Source organism: uncultured Lactobacillus sp., from assembly GCF_947367085.1.
Taxonomy (GTDB): Bacteria; Bacillota; Bacilli; order Lactobacillales; family Lactobacillaceae; genus Lactobacillus.
In genome coordinates, this window is the sequence record NZ_CANBCP010000005.1 from 1 (window position 1) to 17,326 (window position 17,326).

The window sequence follows — 17,326 nt, forward strand, 5'->3', positions numbered from 1 at the left end:
TTGAAGATTAATAGTTAAAGAAGTTGAAGGGAGTTAAAAATGAGCGCAATTATTGAATTTAAGCATGTTGACAAGTATTACGGAAAGTATCATGCACTTAAAGATATCAACCTTTCAATTGAAGAAGGTTCAGTTGTTTCAATTATTGGACCGTCTGGTTCTGGTAAGAGTACTTTGATCCGGACCATGAATGGATTAGAGCCAATTAATTCGGGGCAATTATTAGTTACTGGCTATGACTTAGCAGATAAGAAGACTGATTTAAACAAAATTAGAAAAAATGTAGGAATGGTCTTTCAGCACTTTAATTTATATGACAATCATACAGTGCTTGAAAATATCACATTAGCACCAAAAATCGTGCTTCATCGAGAAGATAAAGAAAATAAAAAGATCGCTATGAATTTATTAGAAAAAGTAGGTCTAGCAGATTGGGCTGATCGCTATCCAAGACAGTTATCTGGTGGTCAAAAGCAGCGTGTCGCAATTGCGCGTTCACTTGCTATGCGTCCAAAGGCAATTTTATTTGATGAACCAACTAGTGCCCTTGATCCAGAGATGATTCAAGATGTATTAGACGTAATGAAGTTTGTTGCAGAACAAGGCATTACGATGGTAGTGGTGACGCATGAAATGGGCTTTGCCCGTGAAGTAGGTGATCGCTTGATCTTCTTTGATCAAGGGCAAATTTTAGAAGATAGTGATCCAGAAGAGTTCTTTGCTCATCCTAAGACCGAACGTGCACAACAATTTTTGAGCAAGGTTATTGCTAAGTAGGTACTGCTTATGAAAAAATGGTTCAAATTTTTGACGGCAGTCTTTGCTATCGCAGTAGTTTTGACACTTAGTGGATGCGCCCAAAATGCTCACAGAAATGTTTATCAAGAAACAAAAGCTGATAAAACAATCGTCTGGGGCGTTAAGGCTGATACGCGTTTGTTTGGCTTAATGAGTATTAAGACTGGCAAGATTGAAGGCTTTGAAGTGGATTTAGCTAACGCCTTAACTAAGCAAATGTATGGCAAAAACGCGAAGGCTGAATTTGTTCAAACAACGCCCAAAACAAGAATTCCGCTTTTAAAAAATGGCAACATTGACGCCATTTTGGCGACAATGACGATTACGCCAGACCGTAAAAAGCAAGTCGATTTTACAACCCCATACTTCAACGCTGGCCAATCACTTTTAGTTCCTGATAATTCACCAATAAAAAATGTTAAGGATCTTAATGGCCGCACTGCTTTAGCTGTCAAGGGAACAACAGCAGTTGATAATGTGAAAAAATTTGCGCCTAAGGCTAAAGTTTTAGAATTTGATGATTATGGACAAGCCTTCACCGCTCTAAAAGCAGGTCAAGGCCAAGCAATGACGACTGATAATGGCTTGCTTGCCGGAATTGCACGTGAAAATAAGGGCTTTAAGCTAGTTGGGGGTACTTATACTAGTGAACCTTATGGAATTGCCGTTAACAAAGGTCAAAGTCAGATGCGTGATCATTTAAACGCAGCTTTAAAACAATTAAGAAAAGATGGTACATATCATCGCTTAATCGAAAAGTGGTTTGGCGGCATCGCAGGATTTGATATTAAGGAGGTTGAAAAGCAGTGATCAATATTTTGGTTAATCACTGGTCAGAGTTCTTGTCTGGCTTTTGGAACACGATTTTATGTAGTATTATCGCCTTATTTTTCAGCTTGATTTTGGGAGTAGGATTTGCACTTTTAGAAGTTGCTCCAAATAAGTTTGCTCGCGTGATTGCCCACATTTATATCGAAATCTTCCGTAATATCCCTCTGTTAGTTATTACGATGATTTTTTATCTAGTGGTCCCACAGCTCTGGTTTAAAGTGTCTGGCTTTGCAGCCGGAACGATCGGATTAACGCTTTATACATCAGCTTTTATTGCTGAAACTGTACGCAGCGGGATCAATTCGGTAGGACAAGGTCAAATGGAAGGTGCGCGTTCTAATGGGATGACTTATACTCAAGCAATGCGCTATGTCATCTTGCCGCAAGCTTTAAAGATTGTTATTCCACCACTTGGAAATCAATTCATTAACTTAATTAAGAACTCATCAGTTCTAGCCTTCGTAGCTGGCTTTGACTTGATGTATCAAGCCGATGTAATTGCTTTTTCATCGTTTGAGACAATTAATACTTATATGGCGGTTGGTTTATTTTACTTAGTATTGACTCTGCCACTTAGTTATTACATGCGTCATTTAGAAAAGAAATTAGCCTAGGAGGGGAAATATGGAAACTTTTATTCATGCATATTCATGGATTGATATCCGCTTTTTGCTTCAAGGCTTATGGGTAACAATCTACGTGTCATTAATCTCAATTGTTTTGAGTTTTATCTTAGGATTAGTTTTTGGCTTTATCCGTTATGTGAAAATTAAATATGTTTCTGCAATCGTCGGCTTTGTGATCGATATTATCCGTAACTTGCCACTTTTGTTAATTATTTTCTTCACTTACTTTGGCTTGCCCGAGCTAGGGATCGTCACTAATCCGACGGTTGCTTCAATCATTGCCTTAGTGGTATTTGAAGGAGCAATGTTAGCTGAAATTGTGCGCAGCGGGATTGCTGCTGTTGATCCAGGTCAAATGGAAGGTGCACGTTCAAACGGGATGACTTACATGCAGGCAATGTATCATGTGGTGATTCCGCAAGCCCTGCAAAAGATGATTCCGTCGCTACTTTCGCAATTTGTTTCTTTAGTAAAAGACACGTCACTTGCGACAATTATTGTGTTGCCAGAATTGCTGTTCCACGCACAGATCATTTATAGTCAAAACACAACATATTTGATTCCGATGTACGTGATTATTTCGGTAATGTATTTTGTAGTATGTTTTAGCTTGTCAATGATTGCTAAGCATTTGCAAAATAAGTATGCGTAAAAGATATATTCAAAGGCCTCGAAGTTACTTTAGCTTCGAGGCTCTTTTTTTGCACAAAATTAAAAAATATGTGGAAAATCTAATTTAAATCTATTATAATTTATCTAATTTTAAAGAAAGTTGGATAAAAATGTATGAGAACACTCGGTAAAGCCATTTTTAAACAATATCGGTCTAAATTACTGTTTCTTCAAATTTTGACCATTTTAAATACATTGGTGATCACTTTTAATATCTACTTAGAAGGGATGCTGCTTAACTCTTTAGTTTACAATCAAGACAAAAGCAACTTCTTCAAGATCTTGATTTTGATCATCAGCTTAAGTTTATCCCGCATTCTGTTTACTTATTTCGTTAATCGAATTCAAATTCTAGATTCTAGGAAAGCTAGCTTAGATGCAAATAATCTAGTTATCAAAAACCTATATTCAAAAGATACTCTAGAAATCTTAAAAAACGATCCAATCAAGCTAACTGATCAGCTTAACGATGATATCTATGCGATAATCACGTTTTTATTTGAAACGGTCAGTCAAATAGTATCTTTAATCCTCTCATTTGCGATAATTTTCGTTTTTTTGGTGAGAACTAATCCAATCTACTTTTGGATAATATTAGGTCTGCTAGCAGTTTATACAATTTGTTATTTCTTCTTGAAGCCTCGGATGTATGAAGTGAGCTTGAGGTTGAAAAATATCTACAATATATATTTTTCGGGTTTATCAGATTGGTTTAGCAGATATGTTGAGATCAAGGGTAAAGGCACGTTTAATCAAAATCAAGCTAATTTAAACAAGGTGGAGACGAAATTACTAAAGATTGGTAAAAAAGACTTTACTCTTAACTATGCTATGTCGGTCTTACAAATTGGAATTCAATTAATTTTCCAAATTTTTCTTTTTGTGTGGGGAGGGCTAGCTGTGATTGCTGGTCGCATCACTATTGGTTATTTCTCAATTATCTTGCAGTATTTCAATCAGTTACTAACTCATGCGGACAGTCTTTTTTCAATTTTGGTGAAGTTAGAAGCCACCAATGTTTCTTATAAGAGAATGTCAACTTTACTGGAGATAAAAGCTCAAAAAGATGGAGACCTGAAATTGAATTCAGTCCAAAGTATTGATTTAAAAGGCGTTAACATCAGCCTGGGTCAAGATAAATATCTTTTCGATAACACTGTTAGCTATAAATTCCAAGCGCCTGGTCTTTACGCAATTACAGGTAAAAATGGTGTTGGTAAATCAACGCTTTTGAGGACAATCAGTGGAATTTACAATAGCCAAATTTTAGGTGATATTTTAATTAATGGTAACATCTGCGAAAAAGTCGACCGGCAAGATCTTAGAAAGAATAAGATGAGTTTTGTCTTTCAAGATACCGGTATTCCAACATGCAGTGTTGGCGAGTATTTGGGGCAGCAGCTCAAAGAAGGAGATAGTAATTTTACAAAAGTTTTTTATTCTGAAAAATTCAATATTGAAAAATTGCTCGCTACTCCTATGGACCACTTATCGTCAGGAGAGCTGCAATTAGTGAAGCTATATTCTGCATTGACGAAAGAAAATGTAGATTGTCTATTTTTGGATGAACCGCTAGCTAATATCCATCCCAGCATGAAAAAAGATATTATTAAACTCTTGCAAAAGGTTGCTCAAGATCATTTGATAATTATGATTAGCCATGACCAAGAAGACAATCTAGGTGAGAAACGTTTAGAAATATGCTAAAAAAGCTATATCCCAAAAGCAGGATATAGCTTTTTGCTTATCTAAATTTTAAAGGCAAGTCCTTCGTATGGCTTAAGTTTTAATTTAGAACCTAGTTTGCTAAGATCTTGTGAGTAATTACTGAGGAGCACTTGTCCATCTTTTTCAGCAAACTCAGCTGGGATATCGACTTGTGTTTCTTTAGCAAAGAAATTAGCGAAAACAAGGATCTTTTGATCACTATTATCTAGATATCTTTCATAAGCTAAAACATCTGGGTGGTCATTAAGTAGCGGCTTAATATGACCATCAGAAATTAATTCTTCGCTCTTACGTAGCTTAATTAGTTTTTGATAGAAGTTAAAGATTGATCCTTCGGATAATTCTTTTTCAACATTGATTCTATCTTGATCAGTTGGCATTAGCCATGGCTTGACCTTCGAAAAGCCAGCATATTCAGAATCATCCCAGTGCATTGGAACACGCGAGTTATCGCGAGCTTTGGCATTAATGATCTTGAAGGCTTGATCTTTATCGATTCCTTTATCAAGCAGTTCTTGGTAGGCGTTAAGAGCTTCGATGTCGACATAATCTTTCATTGAATTATAGTGCGGATCAATCATTCCCAATTCTTCGCCCATATAAATATATGGCGTCCCTTTAAGAAGATGAAGTGCTAAAGCGAGCATTTGAGCTGATTGAACGCGATATTTACCAGTATTTCCAAAGCGATTCAACGCCCAAGGCTGGTCATGATTGTTCCAAAATAGGGCTTGCCAGCCGCCACCTTGATCAATCTTGGAATTCCAAGTCAGCAAGATGTCCTTTAACTTTTTGAAGTCAAACGGCATGATGGACCATTTTTCACCATCTTTATAGTCAACTTTTAAATGGTGGAAGGTAAAGACCATTGATAGTTCATGATCTTCAGGTCGTGTATAAGCAATTGAATTTTCAATTGTAGTAGAAGACATTTCACCCACAGTTACACTATCTGGATCTTGACCAAATGATTCTTTGTTCAACTGCTTCAAGTATTCTTGCACAATTGGAGTATCAGTGTAGAGGCTCTTTTCTTGGGTAGGGTTGATAGAATCTACTAATTTTTCATCTTTTCCAGTAACGTTGATTACATCAAATCTAAAGCCATGGACGCCTTTACTGCGCCAGAAGTTAACTACATCAATTAAGGCTTTACGAACTTCAGGATTATGCCAATTCAAGTCAGCTTGGGTTGGATCATAAAGGTGAAGGTAGTAATAATCAGTGTCGCCGAATTTGGCCCAAGCGCTGCCGCCAAATTTTGACTGCCAGTTGTTTGGCAATTTGCCATCTTTGCCTTTTCTCAAGTAAAAGAAATCTTGGTATTTTTTATCACCAGCGTGGGCTTTTTTGAACCATTCATGTTCAGTCGAGCAATGGTTTAGTACCATATCAAGCATTACACCGACGCCGATTTCTTTTAATTTTGCGACTAATTCTTCAAAATCGGCCATACTGCCAAAACGTGGGTCGATTTTTTTATAGTCAGCAATATCATAGCCATTATCGTTTTGTGGTGATACAAAAAATGGGTTGAACCAAATCATATCGACGTTTAATTTTTTGATGTAGTCAATTTTTTCGATAATGCCTCGTAAGTCACCGATTCCATCGTTATTTGAATCATAAAAAGATTTTGGATAAATTTGGTAGATAACTTTTTTGCCTAAATTGTTCATAATTAGATCCCTCTATAACTTAATATGTTTTCTTCGTGCAAAATCAACGAATTTGAATTTGTCAGGTCTGTGATAAGACAAGGTCAACTCAAATTTGGTTGTGTCTTCTAAATAATTGCGACTTGCCACTAAAACAGCTAATTCATGATCAAGCTGCAATAATTTTTGAATATGGTCGTCAACTTTGGTGACGGTGATTTCTTTAGTGGCATAGGAAATACTTAATCCTAGATCGTTTTCTAAATATTGATAAATAGATTTTTCAGCGGCACTTTTCGGAATATCTGCAATTGGAGGATTTAATAAATAGTCACAATCCAAAACATCCGGTTGATCTTGAATGATACGCAAGCGTTCCACATGCGTGCCTTTGCTATCTTTTTCTTCGCTAAAGTATGGAAGAAACTTTTCTGGAAGTTGAGAACATTTTTCAAAGGTTAATATCTTAGTCTCAGCTCGCATGTCTAAATCTTTATTTAACTCCGCAAAGCTGGTAATTCCAGAAATAGGAAAGCTATAACGTTCTAGGTTCAAGACAAGTGAACCTTTGCCCTTGATCTTTTGAATTAAGCCTAATTCTGTCAATTGATCTAAAGCTCTTCGCACCGTTTCGCGCGAACTGCCATATAAAGCAGTCAGTTGATTTTCGCTGGGAATATAGTTGCCAGGCTTATAAAGTTGATGCTTTATTTTACTTGCCAGATCTTGGGCAATAATATCAGATTTTGACTGCATATTTTTCACCTCAGTCTTTATTATACGCACTTGACTAGACATGTAAAGCATAAAATAAATAGCTCTATATTGAAAATGAAAACTATTTCAAAAAAAATATTGACAACATGTATAGACAAGTATAATATAATACTTGAAATTTATGAAAACGAATTCATCTAGAGGAGAATGAATTATGGCAGATCAAACAATTAACTTATTAGCACCAGCAACCGGTGCAGTTATTGCTTTAGAAAAAACTTCTGATCCAATTTTTTCTCAAGGAACAATGGGTCAAGGTTTTGGTTTAACACCAACACATGGTCATGTTGTCGCTCCAGTTGCTGGTAAAGTAACAATGATTGCAGACAGTAAGCATGCTGTTGGAATTGTAACTGATGATGGATTAGAAGTATTAGTCCACATGGGTGTTGATACTGTTGGATTAAAAGGTGAACCATTTGAAATCAAGATCAAAAACGATCAAGAAATAAAAGCTGGTCAGCCAATTGCTGAAATGGATTTAGATAAGATTAAAGCTAAGGGTTTAGATACCACGATTATGGTTTTAATCACTAATTCAGCTGACAAGTTAGCAGGCCTAGATGTAACTGAAGGTAAAGCTGATGCGAGACAAGTAGTTGCAACTGCTTATTTGAAAGATGAAAAACAAGCTAGTCAACCTTCAAGTAAAAAACTTTCTCACAAAGATTTAGCAACTTTCATTATTAAGGAAGTTGGTGGCAAAGATAATATTAATAATGTGATCCACTGTATCACTAGACTACGTTTTTATTTAAAAGATGAAAGTAAAGCTGACGATGATGCCTTAAAAGACCAACGCGGAATTTTGGATGTAATGCATGCTTCAGGTCAATATCAAGTTGTTATTGGTAACGAAGTTGCTAGTGTTTATGACGAAGTAGTCAAACAGCTCGGCGATCTCGGCAATCAAGAAACTCCACAACCAAAAGACGACGGTAAGAATCCAATTAGCCGCGGCTTTGGTAACTTAATTGGATTTATTACTGGTTCAATGAGTCCAATCATCGGTGTAATTGCTGCAGCTGGTATTATTAAAGGTATTTTAGCTCTCTTGACTTTGCCACAATTAGGAAGCTTGTTAAGTATTAAGAGCACACCTTACATCACAATCAGTGCAATTGCTGATGCGTCATTCTTCTTCTTACCAATTCTTGTTGGTTACTGTGCAGCTAAAAGATTAAATTCGGATCCAATTATCGCAGCTGTCATTGGTGGAGCCTTAGTTTATCCACAATTAGTTGAATGGGGTAAGGCATTTAAGACAATGTTTGAAGTAGGCGGCATTAAGTTTGAATTCTTAAACTATACCTACTCAATCTTCCCAATGATTTTAGCAGCTTGGCTTGCTAAGGAATGTGAAGTTTGGCTTAAGAAGTGGCTGCCATCATACTTACAAATGATTTTTGTTCCTTTAATTACAGTTTTAGTAGTATCACTTTTGACTTTAACTGTAACTGGTCCAATTATCCAAGGCGTGGCTAACGGAATTGCAGTCTTCATTAACTGGTTAGTTCATGCATCTGGTTGGATTGGTGGCTTCATTATTGGTGGCTTTTACCAAGTGCTTGTTATCTTCGGACTTCACTGGGGAGTTGTGCCACTTGTTGCCCAACAAATTGCGGGTAGCGGTGAAAGTGCATTAAACGCAATTATTTGTTCATCAATGATCGCTCAAGGTGCTGCAGTATTAGCAGTTGCTATTAAATCTAAGAAGGAAGACTTAAAAGAATTAGGTTTTGCTTCAACAATTTCCGCAATGTGTGGGGTTACTGAGCCAGCTGTTTATGGTATCAGTTTGAGATACAAGAGAGTATTTATCTCAGGATGTATTGGTTCTGCATTTGGTGGTTTAATTACTGGATTAATGCACGGTACAATGTATGGCTTTACCGGTGGTTTAATTGGATTCTCATCATTCTTCAATCCAAAGCACCCAACGGATCTATCAAGTTTCTACACTTTCTTAATCGCTAGTTTAGTAACAATTATCGTAGCCTTTGCCGTAACATGGGTTTGGGGCTACAATGACAATATGACTAAAGGTGCAAAGGTCGCTAAGAAGAAGAGACCAGGCACTAATTAATAGAAAAGATAAAGAGGCTTAGGATGCCTCTTTATTTTTTGCTTACATTTGTGTAGATAACGACATATAATATTTTGTGTCGATAAAAACATAAAATAAAGGAGAAAAATATGGCTAATTTAAATAAGATGAACAAGAAATTTAAAACTTTAGATGACTTTGTTGGAACTCACTTTATCTATACTTATGACAATGGCTGGGAATATGAATGGTACTGTAAAAATGATCACACTGTAGATTATCGTATTCATGGAGGTATGGTAAAAGGTAGATGGGTGAAGGATCAAGAAGCTCATATTAATTTGTTAACTGAAGGCGTTTATAAAATTGCTTGGACAGAACCTACTGGAACTGATGTGGCTTTAGATTTTGTACCAAATGAGCATAAGTTGAACGGTACTATTTTCTTTCCCAAGTGGGTTCAAAATCATCCTGAAATTACTGTATGCTTTCAAAATGAACATATTGATTTAATGCATGAATCACGTGAAAAATATGAAACTTATCCTAAGTTAGTTGTGCCTGAATTTGCAAGGATTACTTATATTGGGGATGCTGGTAGAGATAATGAAGAAGTAATCGCCCAAGCTCCTTATGATGGCATGACTGATGATATTAGAAACGGTAATTACTATGACGAAAATTACCGCCTTCTAAATAAATAGGTGGAAAATAAGGCGTTTTTTCGCTAAACTGGTTGTGAAAGAATTGAAGTGATCAAATGCCGAAGAAAAGAATTTTACCTTATATCATTTTAGGAATCTTAAGCCAAAAGCCAGGTAGCACAGGGAAAGAAATTACTAATCAATTTACCAATGAAATTGGAGAATTTTGGAAAGCAGCCCATAGTCAGGTTTATCCAGAATTAAGAAAGATGGAAGAATCAAGTTGGATCGAAAAAAAGACTGATAGTGATAATGATAAAGAAAAGTACTACTATCTTTCTGATTTAGGAAGAAAAGAATTGGCAAAATGGATTAGACAGCCAGTTAATGAGCTCCCAGTCAATGAAGATCTGTTTTCCTTGAAGCTGTTTTTTATTGATCAAGAAAATGATCCCCGTATATCAATCCTCGTAAATGCACAGTTAAAATTATTAACTGACCAGTTAGAGCACTTACAAGATAGGCAAAATTTGCTTTTTAGCAATACGCAGCAAATTAGTGCTCATTATGGTCACTATTTAATTTTGCAACGTGCCTTGGCTCGCCTAAAAAGCCAAATAGCTTGGCTGAAAACAATAAGACAGCGTTAAAATCTGGACGCTGTCTTTTTTTATTTGAATATGAAAAAATATTTGAAAAAGCCATCAATTATTAATATAATTAATATAAATTTAATTTTATATGGGGTGAGTTAATGTTTTTTAAACTATTTGCAAAAAAAGATGATGATGTTGCATACCACACTTTTGATCTCAAGGCTTTTTCTAGCTTAAGTATTAAGTTGATGCAATGCAGTGTTGTTGTAGAACTCGGAGCTGATTTTAAGGCAACTTTTTTAGGTAAAGATAGTTTAGTACCTCATCTTATGCAAAAAGACAGGAATGCATTTTTTAAACAAAAAAACCACATAATCCAATCTTTCCAAAATTCAGAGCAAGTATTAACAATTACGCTTCCATCGCAGCAAATGCTAACGAGTATTGATATTCAGACAAACGAAGGTAATATCGAATTAGTAGATATTGATAGTCAAAGAGTTTTTCTTAAGTCCAGTCAAGGCCGCGTGCGTGTGCGCCGTAGTCAAGCTAGTGAAGCTTTGCTTGAAACAAGTGACGGGAATGTGACTGTGAGAAATAGTAAGTTAGGTGACGGAAAATTATCTACTTATAATGGTGAAATCAAAGCTTCTGGCTCTACTTTATCAAATATGCATTTGTCAGTAGCTAATGGCAATGTTTCTTTAACTGATGATCGGATTGCTGGCGGTGATATCAATTTAAAGTGTGGAAATCTGACAATAGATCATGCTCATTTTGATAGCGATTATACAGTTAAAAATATCGAAGGGACCAATACTGTTTGGAGCGTTAATGTTAAAAAAGCCCAGCTTCATACAATTAATGGTCAAAATGTCATTGAAAATGATCCCGATCCCAGCGGCTATGTTTTGACGATGTCGACAGTCGATGGTGATAACGTAATCCAATAAAAAAAGTTTGCATTAGATATGCAAACTTTTTTTGATTATTGGACATCACTTAAAACGGAGCGAATCTTGGTTGTCAGCATGTCGATAGCAACTGTGTTTTCTCCACCTTCTGGGACGATAATATCAGCGTATCGCTTAGTAGGTTCGATGAATTGATTATACATTGGCTTAACTGTTGCTAAATATTGGTTGATAACTGATTCCACGCTGCGGCCACGTTCTTGAGTGTCGCGCTCTAGACGACGAATAAAGCGAATATCATCATCTGTGTCAACGAAAACTTTAATGTTCATTAAATTCCGCAACTCTTCTTCAGCTAGTACCAAAATACCTTCTAAGATAATGATATCAGCAGGCTCAGTATGGATAGTGCGCGAAGAGCGAGTGTGGACGGTAAAGTCATAAACTGGTGTTTCTACCGACTTGTACGCCATCAAATCTTGTAATTGTTCAACAAGTAATGGCATATCAAAAGCATCTGGATGGTCATAGTTGATCTTTTTTCTTTCAGACATCGAAAGATCATCATTATTCTTGTAATAAGAATCCTGAGTCATTATTAAAATGTGATCGTCTTGTTGCAATTGATCATAGATTTCATGGGCAATTGTTGTCTTTCCACTTCCGGATCCACCGGCAATCCCGATGATAATAGGGCGTTTACTCTTAAGCATTCCTGTTCTCCTTTTTTAAACTATAACAATAATACTCTAAAATTGAGTGAAATGGGGCGTTTATCAAAAAGTTTGCAAGAATTTGTGCATTTTTTCTTAAAGAGGATTAATATAAAATTGGTTAGTTATAGAAATGCTGCAAAATATACGTTATAAAATATCTAAATAGAATGAAGGTTATATTTGTGACAGCTTCAGAAAAAGCCATCATCAAACAATGGAAGCCCCGTTATAAAAGAAATGTCTACCTATACTTGTGGATTTACGGCATTTTAGGAGCAGTAACGGGAATTACCAACGATGCGGCATTATCTTATTTTGATATTGTTGCACCGCATTTGATTTCAGGCTTAAATATTTTTAATGCGATCACGGCGTTACTGATGTCGCTGATGATCGTAACTGTGCATGATTTTGGCTATCGGAAGATTTTGTTGGTTTTACCGCCATTGACGTCGATTTTTTTGTTTTTAACAACAGTTACGCAAAATCAAGTTATTATCATGCTTTCTTATATTATCTCTTGGACAGCAATTGGCGTGTATGATTTGATGTATCCACTAATGTGGACGTCTTATGTACCTAAAGAAATTAGAACTAAGATGTTTACTGTGGTCATGGTCGTTAACTTAGTTTGTCAGACTATTTTGACTTTTGTTGGAGGTAAAGCAGTTGTGTGGTTGTTCAGTCTGCTGCAAGGCATCTCTTATGATTCAGCTTCTGCACTTTCTGCCCACCCTCAAGCAATGCAAGGCATAATGTTGACCAACTATACTAATGCCTACCGCTGGGTGCTAATTGCCACAGCTATCTTCAATATGTTGGCATTCTTTTTGGCCTTCTTTATCAAAGATGAACCAAAAGATTACCGAACTGTCGACAAGAAAAAAGCGGAGACACCCGAAGAAAAAAGAGCTGCTTTTAAGGCTTTGATCAATAAAGATACCTTAATGTGGATCGCTTATATTGCAGGAATTCAGTTAGGAGCACGCTTAGTTGTTCCATATATTCCGATTTATTTGAATGACTTTTTACATATTCCCCGGGGAATAACTTCTACTATCAATACCTTCCAAACCGCTGCGATGTTTATTGGGTACTTCTTTGCACCATTCTTAGCTAAAAAACTAGGTGCGATCGTTTCTATAGCTGCAGGAACTTTAACTTGTGCTCCTTTAATGTTTATGATGGCTAACGGTCGTAATTTTGGAACAGGAGTAACTTTATTTATCACGGTTGGCGTTTTGCTGTTTTTGAGATCAGGACTTGCCAATGCGACAATGCCGATTCAGCAAGAAGTGCAAATGGTGATTGTTGATAAGGATATGCGGCCAGCCTTTACTGCAGTAGTGCAGATTGCTTATGCTGCTATTGGGATAGTCGATGGCTTATTTACAGAATTTTACTTATTGAGAAAACCAATCGGTTATTCTTATGCTTACTATATTGCAACTGCTTTGTATATCATTGTAAGTATCATTTTATTAATTGTATTTACTAAAAAGTATAATTGGATTTTAGACGTGAAGAAGACTAAAGCTAAAGAATAATTAAAAGCTCACTGAAAAGTGGGCTTTTCTACGTGAAGTCAAGCATTACTAGGTGTTTAGCTTTATTAGTTTTACAGACTCCATATTATGATGGAATTGATTAATAGAAGCAACAGCTATCTTTTGAACCCCTTGGTTTGAGAAGATAGCTTTTTGCTTTCGTAATAGTTTACTAAGTAACAGTATTAAATTCATTTTATACCGAATGTATGTTTGATATACAAAAACCCTTCATATATAATAGTAAGTAATTAAATTGATAAATAATTTGATTTTAGTGACGTATTACTTTAGACTATTTATAGAAAGATCAATCCCTTCGCTTAATGGATACGTCCTATCGCGAAGGTTTTTTTATGCATAAATTTATGAAAGAACATCATATTCCGCTTAGATATACAGATCAATTAGCATTATTAAAATTGCGTGGTGTCACAGGAATATCACTATCTGTACATAAGATTAAAGAAGAACCAAGAGAGAAATTACATAAACAATTAAAAACTATTAGTACTATTGGATATTATAATCTAAAAAATTATGCAGTTCCTTATTTTAATGGAACACGGTATGAAAATTTATCATTTGATGGTTTAGTTGCTCGCTACTATCGTGACAAACATCTTAAACAGGCAGTACTGCATGCTGTTGAGGATATTGAGACTACATTAAATACTAAGATTGCAAGCGTGTTAGGTAAAAAGTATGGTGCATTTGGATATTTAGACTTTAGATTGTGGTGCCAGAGAAATACAAAAAATAAGTTTTTACATGGAAAATATATGGATAAATTTGCTATCCAGAAAGAACAAACTAACTTTTTAGAAAATCTACAACGCAGTATAAGGAAGTCTGATTCAAGAGATGTACAATACTTTCTTGAAAATACGGAAAAAATATATCCACCTATTTGGCTAGTTATGAATGAATTGACATTAGGAACAACTATTCATTTGTATAAACTAATGAATAAAAGTAATCAACGTATGATTTCAGACTATTTCAATTGTAAAACAGATGAGTTGGTGAGCTGGTTGGAAAGCATCAATTTGATTAGAAATATATGTTGTCATAATGGAATATTGGCTGACTTCAAGCTTAAAACAAAAGCTAAAGTACCTGTAGAATATAAACATGATAAAGAGACGGGGGACATTTTGGTTAAGTTGAAATCAGGGACTTATACCAACCGCTTGGCTTTACAGCTTTGTATAATTGTTAAGCTTATGTCTAAGATTAACAATAATTATGCTTATAAAGATTTAAAAATTTCTGTAAATAAATTGTTAGATGATTGTACGAAGCCATCTTATTATGGCTTTTGTGATAAAGAAGCGATAAGAAAATTATTTAGAAAAAAGACTAAGCCAAATGATTATGTACTGATTGAATACTGAAATGTATATCTATTTTAATCTAGAGGTAAATGAGATGACAAAACAGCTTATTGTTATGGGGAATGGCTTTGACCTTCAACGTGGACCAATGGACTAAGATCTCTTTATATAGGCTTTTTGAGTGATAAAATTAACCTATCATAGATAAAAGGAAATGATCGAGTGAAAACTGGCTTAATTTTTGAAGGTGGCGCCATGCGTGGTTTATTTAGCGCGGGTGTCCAGGATGTCTTATTAGAAAATAAAATCAAATTCGATGGTGCAATTGGCGTTTCTGCTGGAGCTGCCTTTGGGGTGAATTACAAGTCTCATCAAGTGGCAAGAGTATTAAGATATAATGTTCGCTATGCACGAGATCCACGACTAGCAAGTTGGCAGTCATGGCTGAAGACCGGTGATTTATATGGTACGGATTTTTGTTATCGAGAATTGCCTGAAGAATTGGATGTTTTCGATGCTCAAACTTTTGAACATGATCCGATGGAATTTTGGTGTGTAGCGACTGATGTTGAAACAGGTCAGCCGGTTTATCATAAGCTAGTAAAGGGGCAGACAGCTGATTTACAATGGATTAGAGCCTCATCATCGATTCCAGTTTTTGCGCGGCCCGTCAAAATTGGTAATCGCTATTATTGGGATGGTGGAGTTAGTGACTCTATTCCACTCGATTTTTTTGAAAAACGTGGTTATGATCGTAATGTAGTAGTACTGACGCAGCCTAAAAGTTATCGTAAGGTTAACAAACATACTTATCCGATTTTAAAGTTGATTTTGCATAAATATCCGCAAGTATTAAAGAGATTAAAGACCAGAGCAGACGACTATAATGCTGTTTTAGACAAAATTGCAAGACAGCAAGAAGCTAGTAAATTATTTGTCGTCCAGCCGCCACAAGCTTTAAGAATTGGGACGATGGAAAAAGATCCAGCCCAGTTAAAGCGGGTATATGAAATTGGCAGACGGACAATGATTAAACAATTGCCAGCATTAAAAAAATATTTGGGACAATCATGAAACAAGAATCACTTTTTACAAATAAAAATAATGAACCTTTGGCTAGCCGGATGCGCCCACAAAGCTTAGATGAAATTGTTGGACAAAGTCATTTACTAGGAAAAGGTAAGATCTTACGTCAGATGATTGATCAAGATCAAGTCCCTTCGATGATTTTATGGGGACCGCCTGGCGTAGGTAAGACAACACTAGCGCGTGTAATTGCCGAGCATACAAAGGCAGATTTTATTTCTTTTTCTGCAGTTACTAGTTCTATCAAAGATATCAAAAAAGTAATGGCTGATGCCGAAAAGAACGCAGATTTGGGACAAAAAACGATTGTCTTTGTTGATGAAATCCATCGCTTTAATAAGGCTCAACAAGACGCATTTTTACCTTTTGTAGAAAATGGATCGATCATTTTAATTGGGGCAACAACTGAAAATCCTTCATTTGAAGTTAATTCTGCATTATTATCGCGCTGTCGAGTCTTTATGTTAAAGCAGCTGAGCGAGCAAGAGATATCGCAAATGCTTAAGCGAGCCTTAGAAAATGGATTTGATCAAAAATTGCAGCTTGATGATAAAATTTTACGTCAAATTGCTATTTTTGCTGATGGCGATGCACGCAGCGCACTGAATACGTTAGAGATGATTGTTGAAAACAGCAATATCACTGATGAGGGTCAAGTAGAAACTGATGGTGATTTACTAGGTCAAATTTTAGGCGGTAAGACTCTTAAATACGATAAAAATGGTGAAGATCATTATAATGTCATTTCTGCGCTGCACAAGTCAATGAGAAATAGCGACGTTAATAGCGCTATTTATTGGTTGACTCGGATGTTAGAAGGTGGAGAAGATCCGCTTTATATTGCCAGAAGATGTGTAAGATTTGCCAGCGAAGATGTGGGATTAGCTGATATGAACGCATTGAATCTGGCGATCAATGTGTATCAGGCGTGTCAGTTTTTAGGGATGCCGGAATGCAATGTGCATTTGACTGAACTAGTGATTTATTTATCATTAGCGCCAAAATCAAATGCCGTTTATATGGCTACCCAAAATGTTGCTAAAGATGTTAAGAATACGCTGAATCAGCCAGTACCCTTGCAAATTAGAAATGGCGTCACCAAGCTAATGAAGCAAGAAGGCTATGGCAAAGATTATCAGTATGCTCATGATAGTAAGGATAAAATCACTTCGATGCAGACGATGCCAGATAATTTGGTGGGTCATGAATATTATTTTCCTACTGAACAAGGGCACGAAATTCGCTTTAAGCAGCGCTTAGAACAGATTCAGAAATGGCACCAAGAACATGATGAATAAAAAGATATTGCTTTTTCAAAAGTAAGCGGTTACAATAATAAATGTAAAAAG

16 protein-coding genes are annotated in these 17,326 nt (G+C 36.0%); 13 read left to right on the forward strand and 3 right to left on the reverse strand.

Annotated elements, in window-relative coordinates; all coding sequences use genetic code 11:
- The first annotated feature begins 39 nt into the window (after positions 1-39).
- The 5 genes from Q0Y70_RS01520 to Q0Y70_RS01540 all read left to right on the forward strand — a co-directional run bounded on the left by Q0Y70_RS01520 (position 40) and on the right by Q0Y70_RS01540 (position 4,634).
- Complete coding sequence (locus Q0Y70_RS01520) at positions 40-777, forward strand: amino acid ABC transporter ATP-binding protein (protein WP_297815657.1); 738 nt, start codon at positions 40-42, stop codon at positions 775-777.
- 9 nt (positions 778-786) lie between these two features.
- Positions 787-1,608 (forward strand): transporter substrate-binding domain-containing protein, encoded by an 822-nt coding sequence (locus Q0Y70_RS01525; protein ID WP_297815659.1) that lies wholly within the window; start codon positions 787-789, stop codon positions 1,606-1,608.
- Positions 1,605-2,243 carry an amino acid ABC transporter permease gene (locus tag Q0Y70_RS01530; RefSeq protein WP_297815661.1) on the forward strand — a complete coding sequence of 213 codons (639 nt, stop codon included), beginning with the start codon at positions 1,605-1,607 and terminating at the stop codon, positions 2,241-2,243. Before Q0Y70_RS01525 ends, Q0Y70_RS01530 begins: the two co-directional genes overlap by 4 nt.
- A gap of 10 nt (positions 2,244-2,253) precedes the next feature.
- The gene (locus tag Q0Y70_RS01535; protein ID WP_297815662.1) at positions 2,254-2,907 is read left to right on the forward strand and encodes an amino acid ABC transporter permease; all 654 of its coding nucleotides are present in this window, start codon (positions 2,254-2,256) and stop codon (positions 2,905-2,907) included.
- A 134-nt stretch (positions 2,908-3,041) separates the two neighbouring features.
- Positions 3,042-4,634, forward strand: a complete 1,593-nt coding sequence (locus Q0Y70_RS01540; protein ID WP_297815664.1) for an ABC transporter ATP-binding protein — start codon at positions 3,042-3,044, stop codon at positions 4,632-4,634.
- 41 nt (positions 4,635-4,675) lie between these two features.
- Here the strand turns inward: Q0Y70_RS01540 and treC are convergent, their stop codons facing one another.
- Both treC and treR read right to left on the reverse strand, forming a co-directional pair.
- Positions 4,676-6,334 carry an alpha,alpha-phosphotrehalase gene (treC, locus tag Q0Y70_RS01545; protein WP_297815666.1) on the reverse strand — a complete coding sequence of 553 codons (1,659 nt, stop codon included), beginning with the start codon at positions 6,332-6,334 and terminating at the stop codon, positions 4,676-4,678.
- A gap of 12 nt (positions 6,335-6,346) precedes the next feature.
- Entirely contained in the window at positions 6,347-7,069 is a 723-nt protein-coding gene (treR, locus tag Q0Y70_RS01550) for a trehalose operon repressor (RefSeq protein ID WP_297815668.1), read from the reverse strand.
- 175 nt (positions 7,070-7,244) lie between these two features.
- Here treR and Q0Y70_RS01555 point away from each other — a divergent pair, with 175 nt between their 5' ends.
- The 4 genes from Q0Y70_RS01555 (at position 7,245) to Q0Y70_RS01570 (ending at position 11,330) form a co-directional block, all read left to right on the forward strand.
- Positions 7,245-9,176 (forward strand): PTS glucose transporter subunit IIABC, encoded by a 1,932-nt coding sequence (locus tag Q0Y70_RS01555; RefSeq protein WP_297815670.1) that lies wholly within the window; start codon positions 7,245-7,247, stop codon positions 9,174-9,176.
- 128 nt (positions 9,177-9,304) lie between these two features.
- Positions 9,305-9,841 carry a phenolic acid decarboxylase gene (locus tag Q0Y70_RS01560; RefSeq protein ID WP_297815801.1) on the forward strand — a complete coding sequence of 179 codons (537 nt, stop codon included), beginning with the start codon at positions 9,305-9,307 and terminating at the stop codon, positions 9,839-9,841.
- A gap of 56 nt (positions 9,842-9,897) precedes the next feature.
- Positions 9,898-10,431: a PadR family transcriptional regulator gene (locus Q0Y70_RS01565; RefSeq protein WP_297815672.1), complete on the forward strand. Its 534-nt coding sequence runs from the start codon at positions 9,898-9,900 to the stop codon at positions 10,429-10,431.
- A gap of 104 nt (positions 10,432-10,535) precedes the next feature.
- The gene (locus Q0Y70_RS01570) at positions 10,536-11,330 is read left to right on the forward strand and encodes a DUF4097 family beta strand repeat-containing protein (RefSeq protein ID WP_297815674.1); all 795 of its coding nucleotides are present in this window, start codon (positions 10,536-10,538) and stop codon (positions 11,328-11,330) included.
- A 35-nt stretch (positions 11,331-11,365) separates the two neighbouring features.
- Here the strand turns inward: Q0Y70_RS01570 and udk are convergent, their stop codons facing one another.
- Positions 11,366-12,004, reverse strand: a complete 639-nt coding sequence (gene udk / locus Q0Y70_RS01575; protein ID WP_297815675.1) for a uridine kinase — start codon at positions 12,002-12,004, stop codon at positions 11,366-11,368.
- A 185-nt stretch (positions 12,005-12,189) separates the two neighbouring features.
- On the opposite strand from udk, the gene Q0Y70_RS01580 reads away from it, so the two are divergent.
- The 4 genes from Q0Y70_RS01580 (at position 12,190) to Q0Y70_RS01595 (ending at position 17,275) form a co-directional block, all read left to right on the forward strand.
- On the forward strand, positions 12,190-13,554 hold the full coding sequence (locus Q0Y70_RS01580) for an MFS transporter (protein ID WP_297815677.1): 1,365 nt from the start codon (positions 12,190-12,192) through the stop codon (positions 13,552-13,554).
- A 356-nt stretch (positions 13,555-13,910) separates the two neighbouring features.
- Positions 13,911-14,951 carry an Abi family protein gene (locus tag Q0Y70_RS01585; RefSeq protein ID WP_297815679.1) on the forward strand — a complete coding sequence of 347 codons (1,041 nt, stop codon included), beginning with the start codon at positions 13,911-13,913 and terminating at the stop codon, positions 14,949-14,951.
- A gap of 162 nt (positions 14,952-15,113) precedes the next feature.
- Complete coding sequence (locus Q0Y70_RS01590) at positions 15,114-15,965, forward strand: patatin family protein (protein ID WP_297815681.1); 852 nt, start codon at positions 15,114-15,116, stop codon at positions 15,963-15,965.
- On the forward strand, positions 15,962-17,275 hold the full coding sequence (locus Q0Y70_RS01595) for a replication-associated recombination protein A (protein WP_297815683.1): 1,314 nt from the start codon (positions 15,962-15,964) through the stop codon (positions 17,273-17,275). Before Q0Y70_RS01590 ends, Q0Y70_RS01595 begins: the two co-directional genes overlap by 4 nt.
- The last annotated feature ends 51 nt before the right edge of the window (positions 17,276-17,326 follow it).

Excerpts from the sequence above, each read along its gene's own strand:
- Q0Y70_RS01520 (WP_297815657.1), top strand. The coding sequence starts at position 40 with ATGAGCGCAATTATTGAATTTAAGCATGTTGACAAGTATTACGGAAAG.
- Q0Y70_RS01525 (WP_297815659.1), top strand. The coding sequence starts at position 787 with ATGAAAAAATGGTTCAAATTTTTGACGGCAGTCTTTGCTATCGCAGTA.
- Q0Y70_RS01535 (WP_297815662.1), top strand. The coding sequence starts at position 2,254 with ATGGAAACTTTTATTCATGCATATTCATGGATTGATATCCGCTTTTTG.
- Q0Y70_RS01540 (WP_297815664.1), top strand. The coding sequence starts at position 3,042 with ATGAGAACACTCGGTAAAGCCATTTTTAAACAATATCGGTCTAAATTA.
- treC (WP_297815666.1), bottom strand. The coding sequence starts at position 6,334 with ATGAACAATTTAGGCAAAAAAGTTATCTACCAAATTTATCCAAAATCT.
- treR (WP_297815668.1), bottom strand. The coding sequence starts at position 7,069 with ATGCAGTCAAAATCTGATATTATTGCCCAAGATCTGGCAAGTAAAATA.
- Q0Y70_RS01555 (WP_297815670.1), top strand. The coding sequence starts at position 7,245 with ATGGCAGATCAAACAATTAACTTATTAGCACCAGCAACCGGTGCAGTT.
- Q0Y70_RS01560 (WP_297815801.1), top strand. The coding sequence starts at position 9,305 with ATGAACAAGAAATTTAAAACTTTAGATGACTTTGTTGGAACTCACTTT.
- Q0Y70_RS01565 (WP_297815672.1), top strand. The coding sequence starts at position 9,898 with ATGCCGAAGAAAAGAATTTTACCTTATATCATTTTAGGAATCTTAAGC.
- Q0Y70_RS01570 (WP_297815674.1), top strand. The coding sequence starts at position 10,536 with ATGTTTTTTAAACTATTTGCAAAAAAAGATGATGATGTTGCATACCAC.
- udk (WP_297815675.1), bottom strand. The coding sequence starts at position 12,004 with ATGCTTAAGAGTAAACGCCCTATTATCATCGGGATTGCCGGTGGATCC.
- Q0Y70_RS01585 (WP_297815679.1), top strand. The coding sequence starts at position 13,911 with ATGCATAAATTTATGAAAGAACATCATATTCCGCTTAGATATACAGAT.
- Q0Y70_RS01595 (WP_297815683.1), top strand. The coding sequence starts at position 15,962 with ATGAAACAAGAATCACTTTTTACAAATAAAAATAATGAACCTTTGGCT.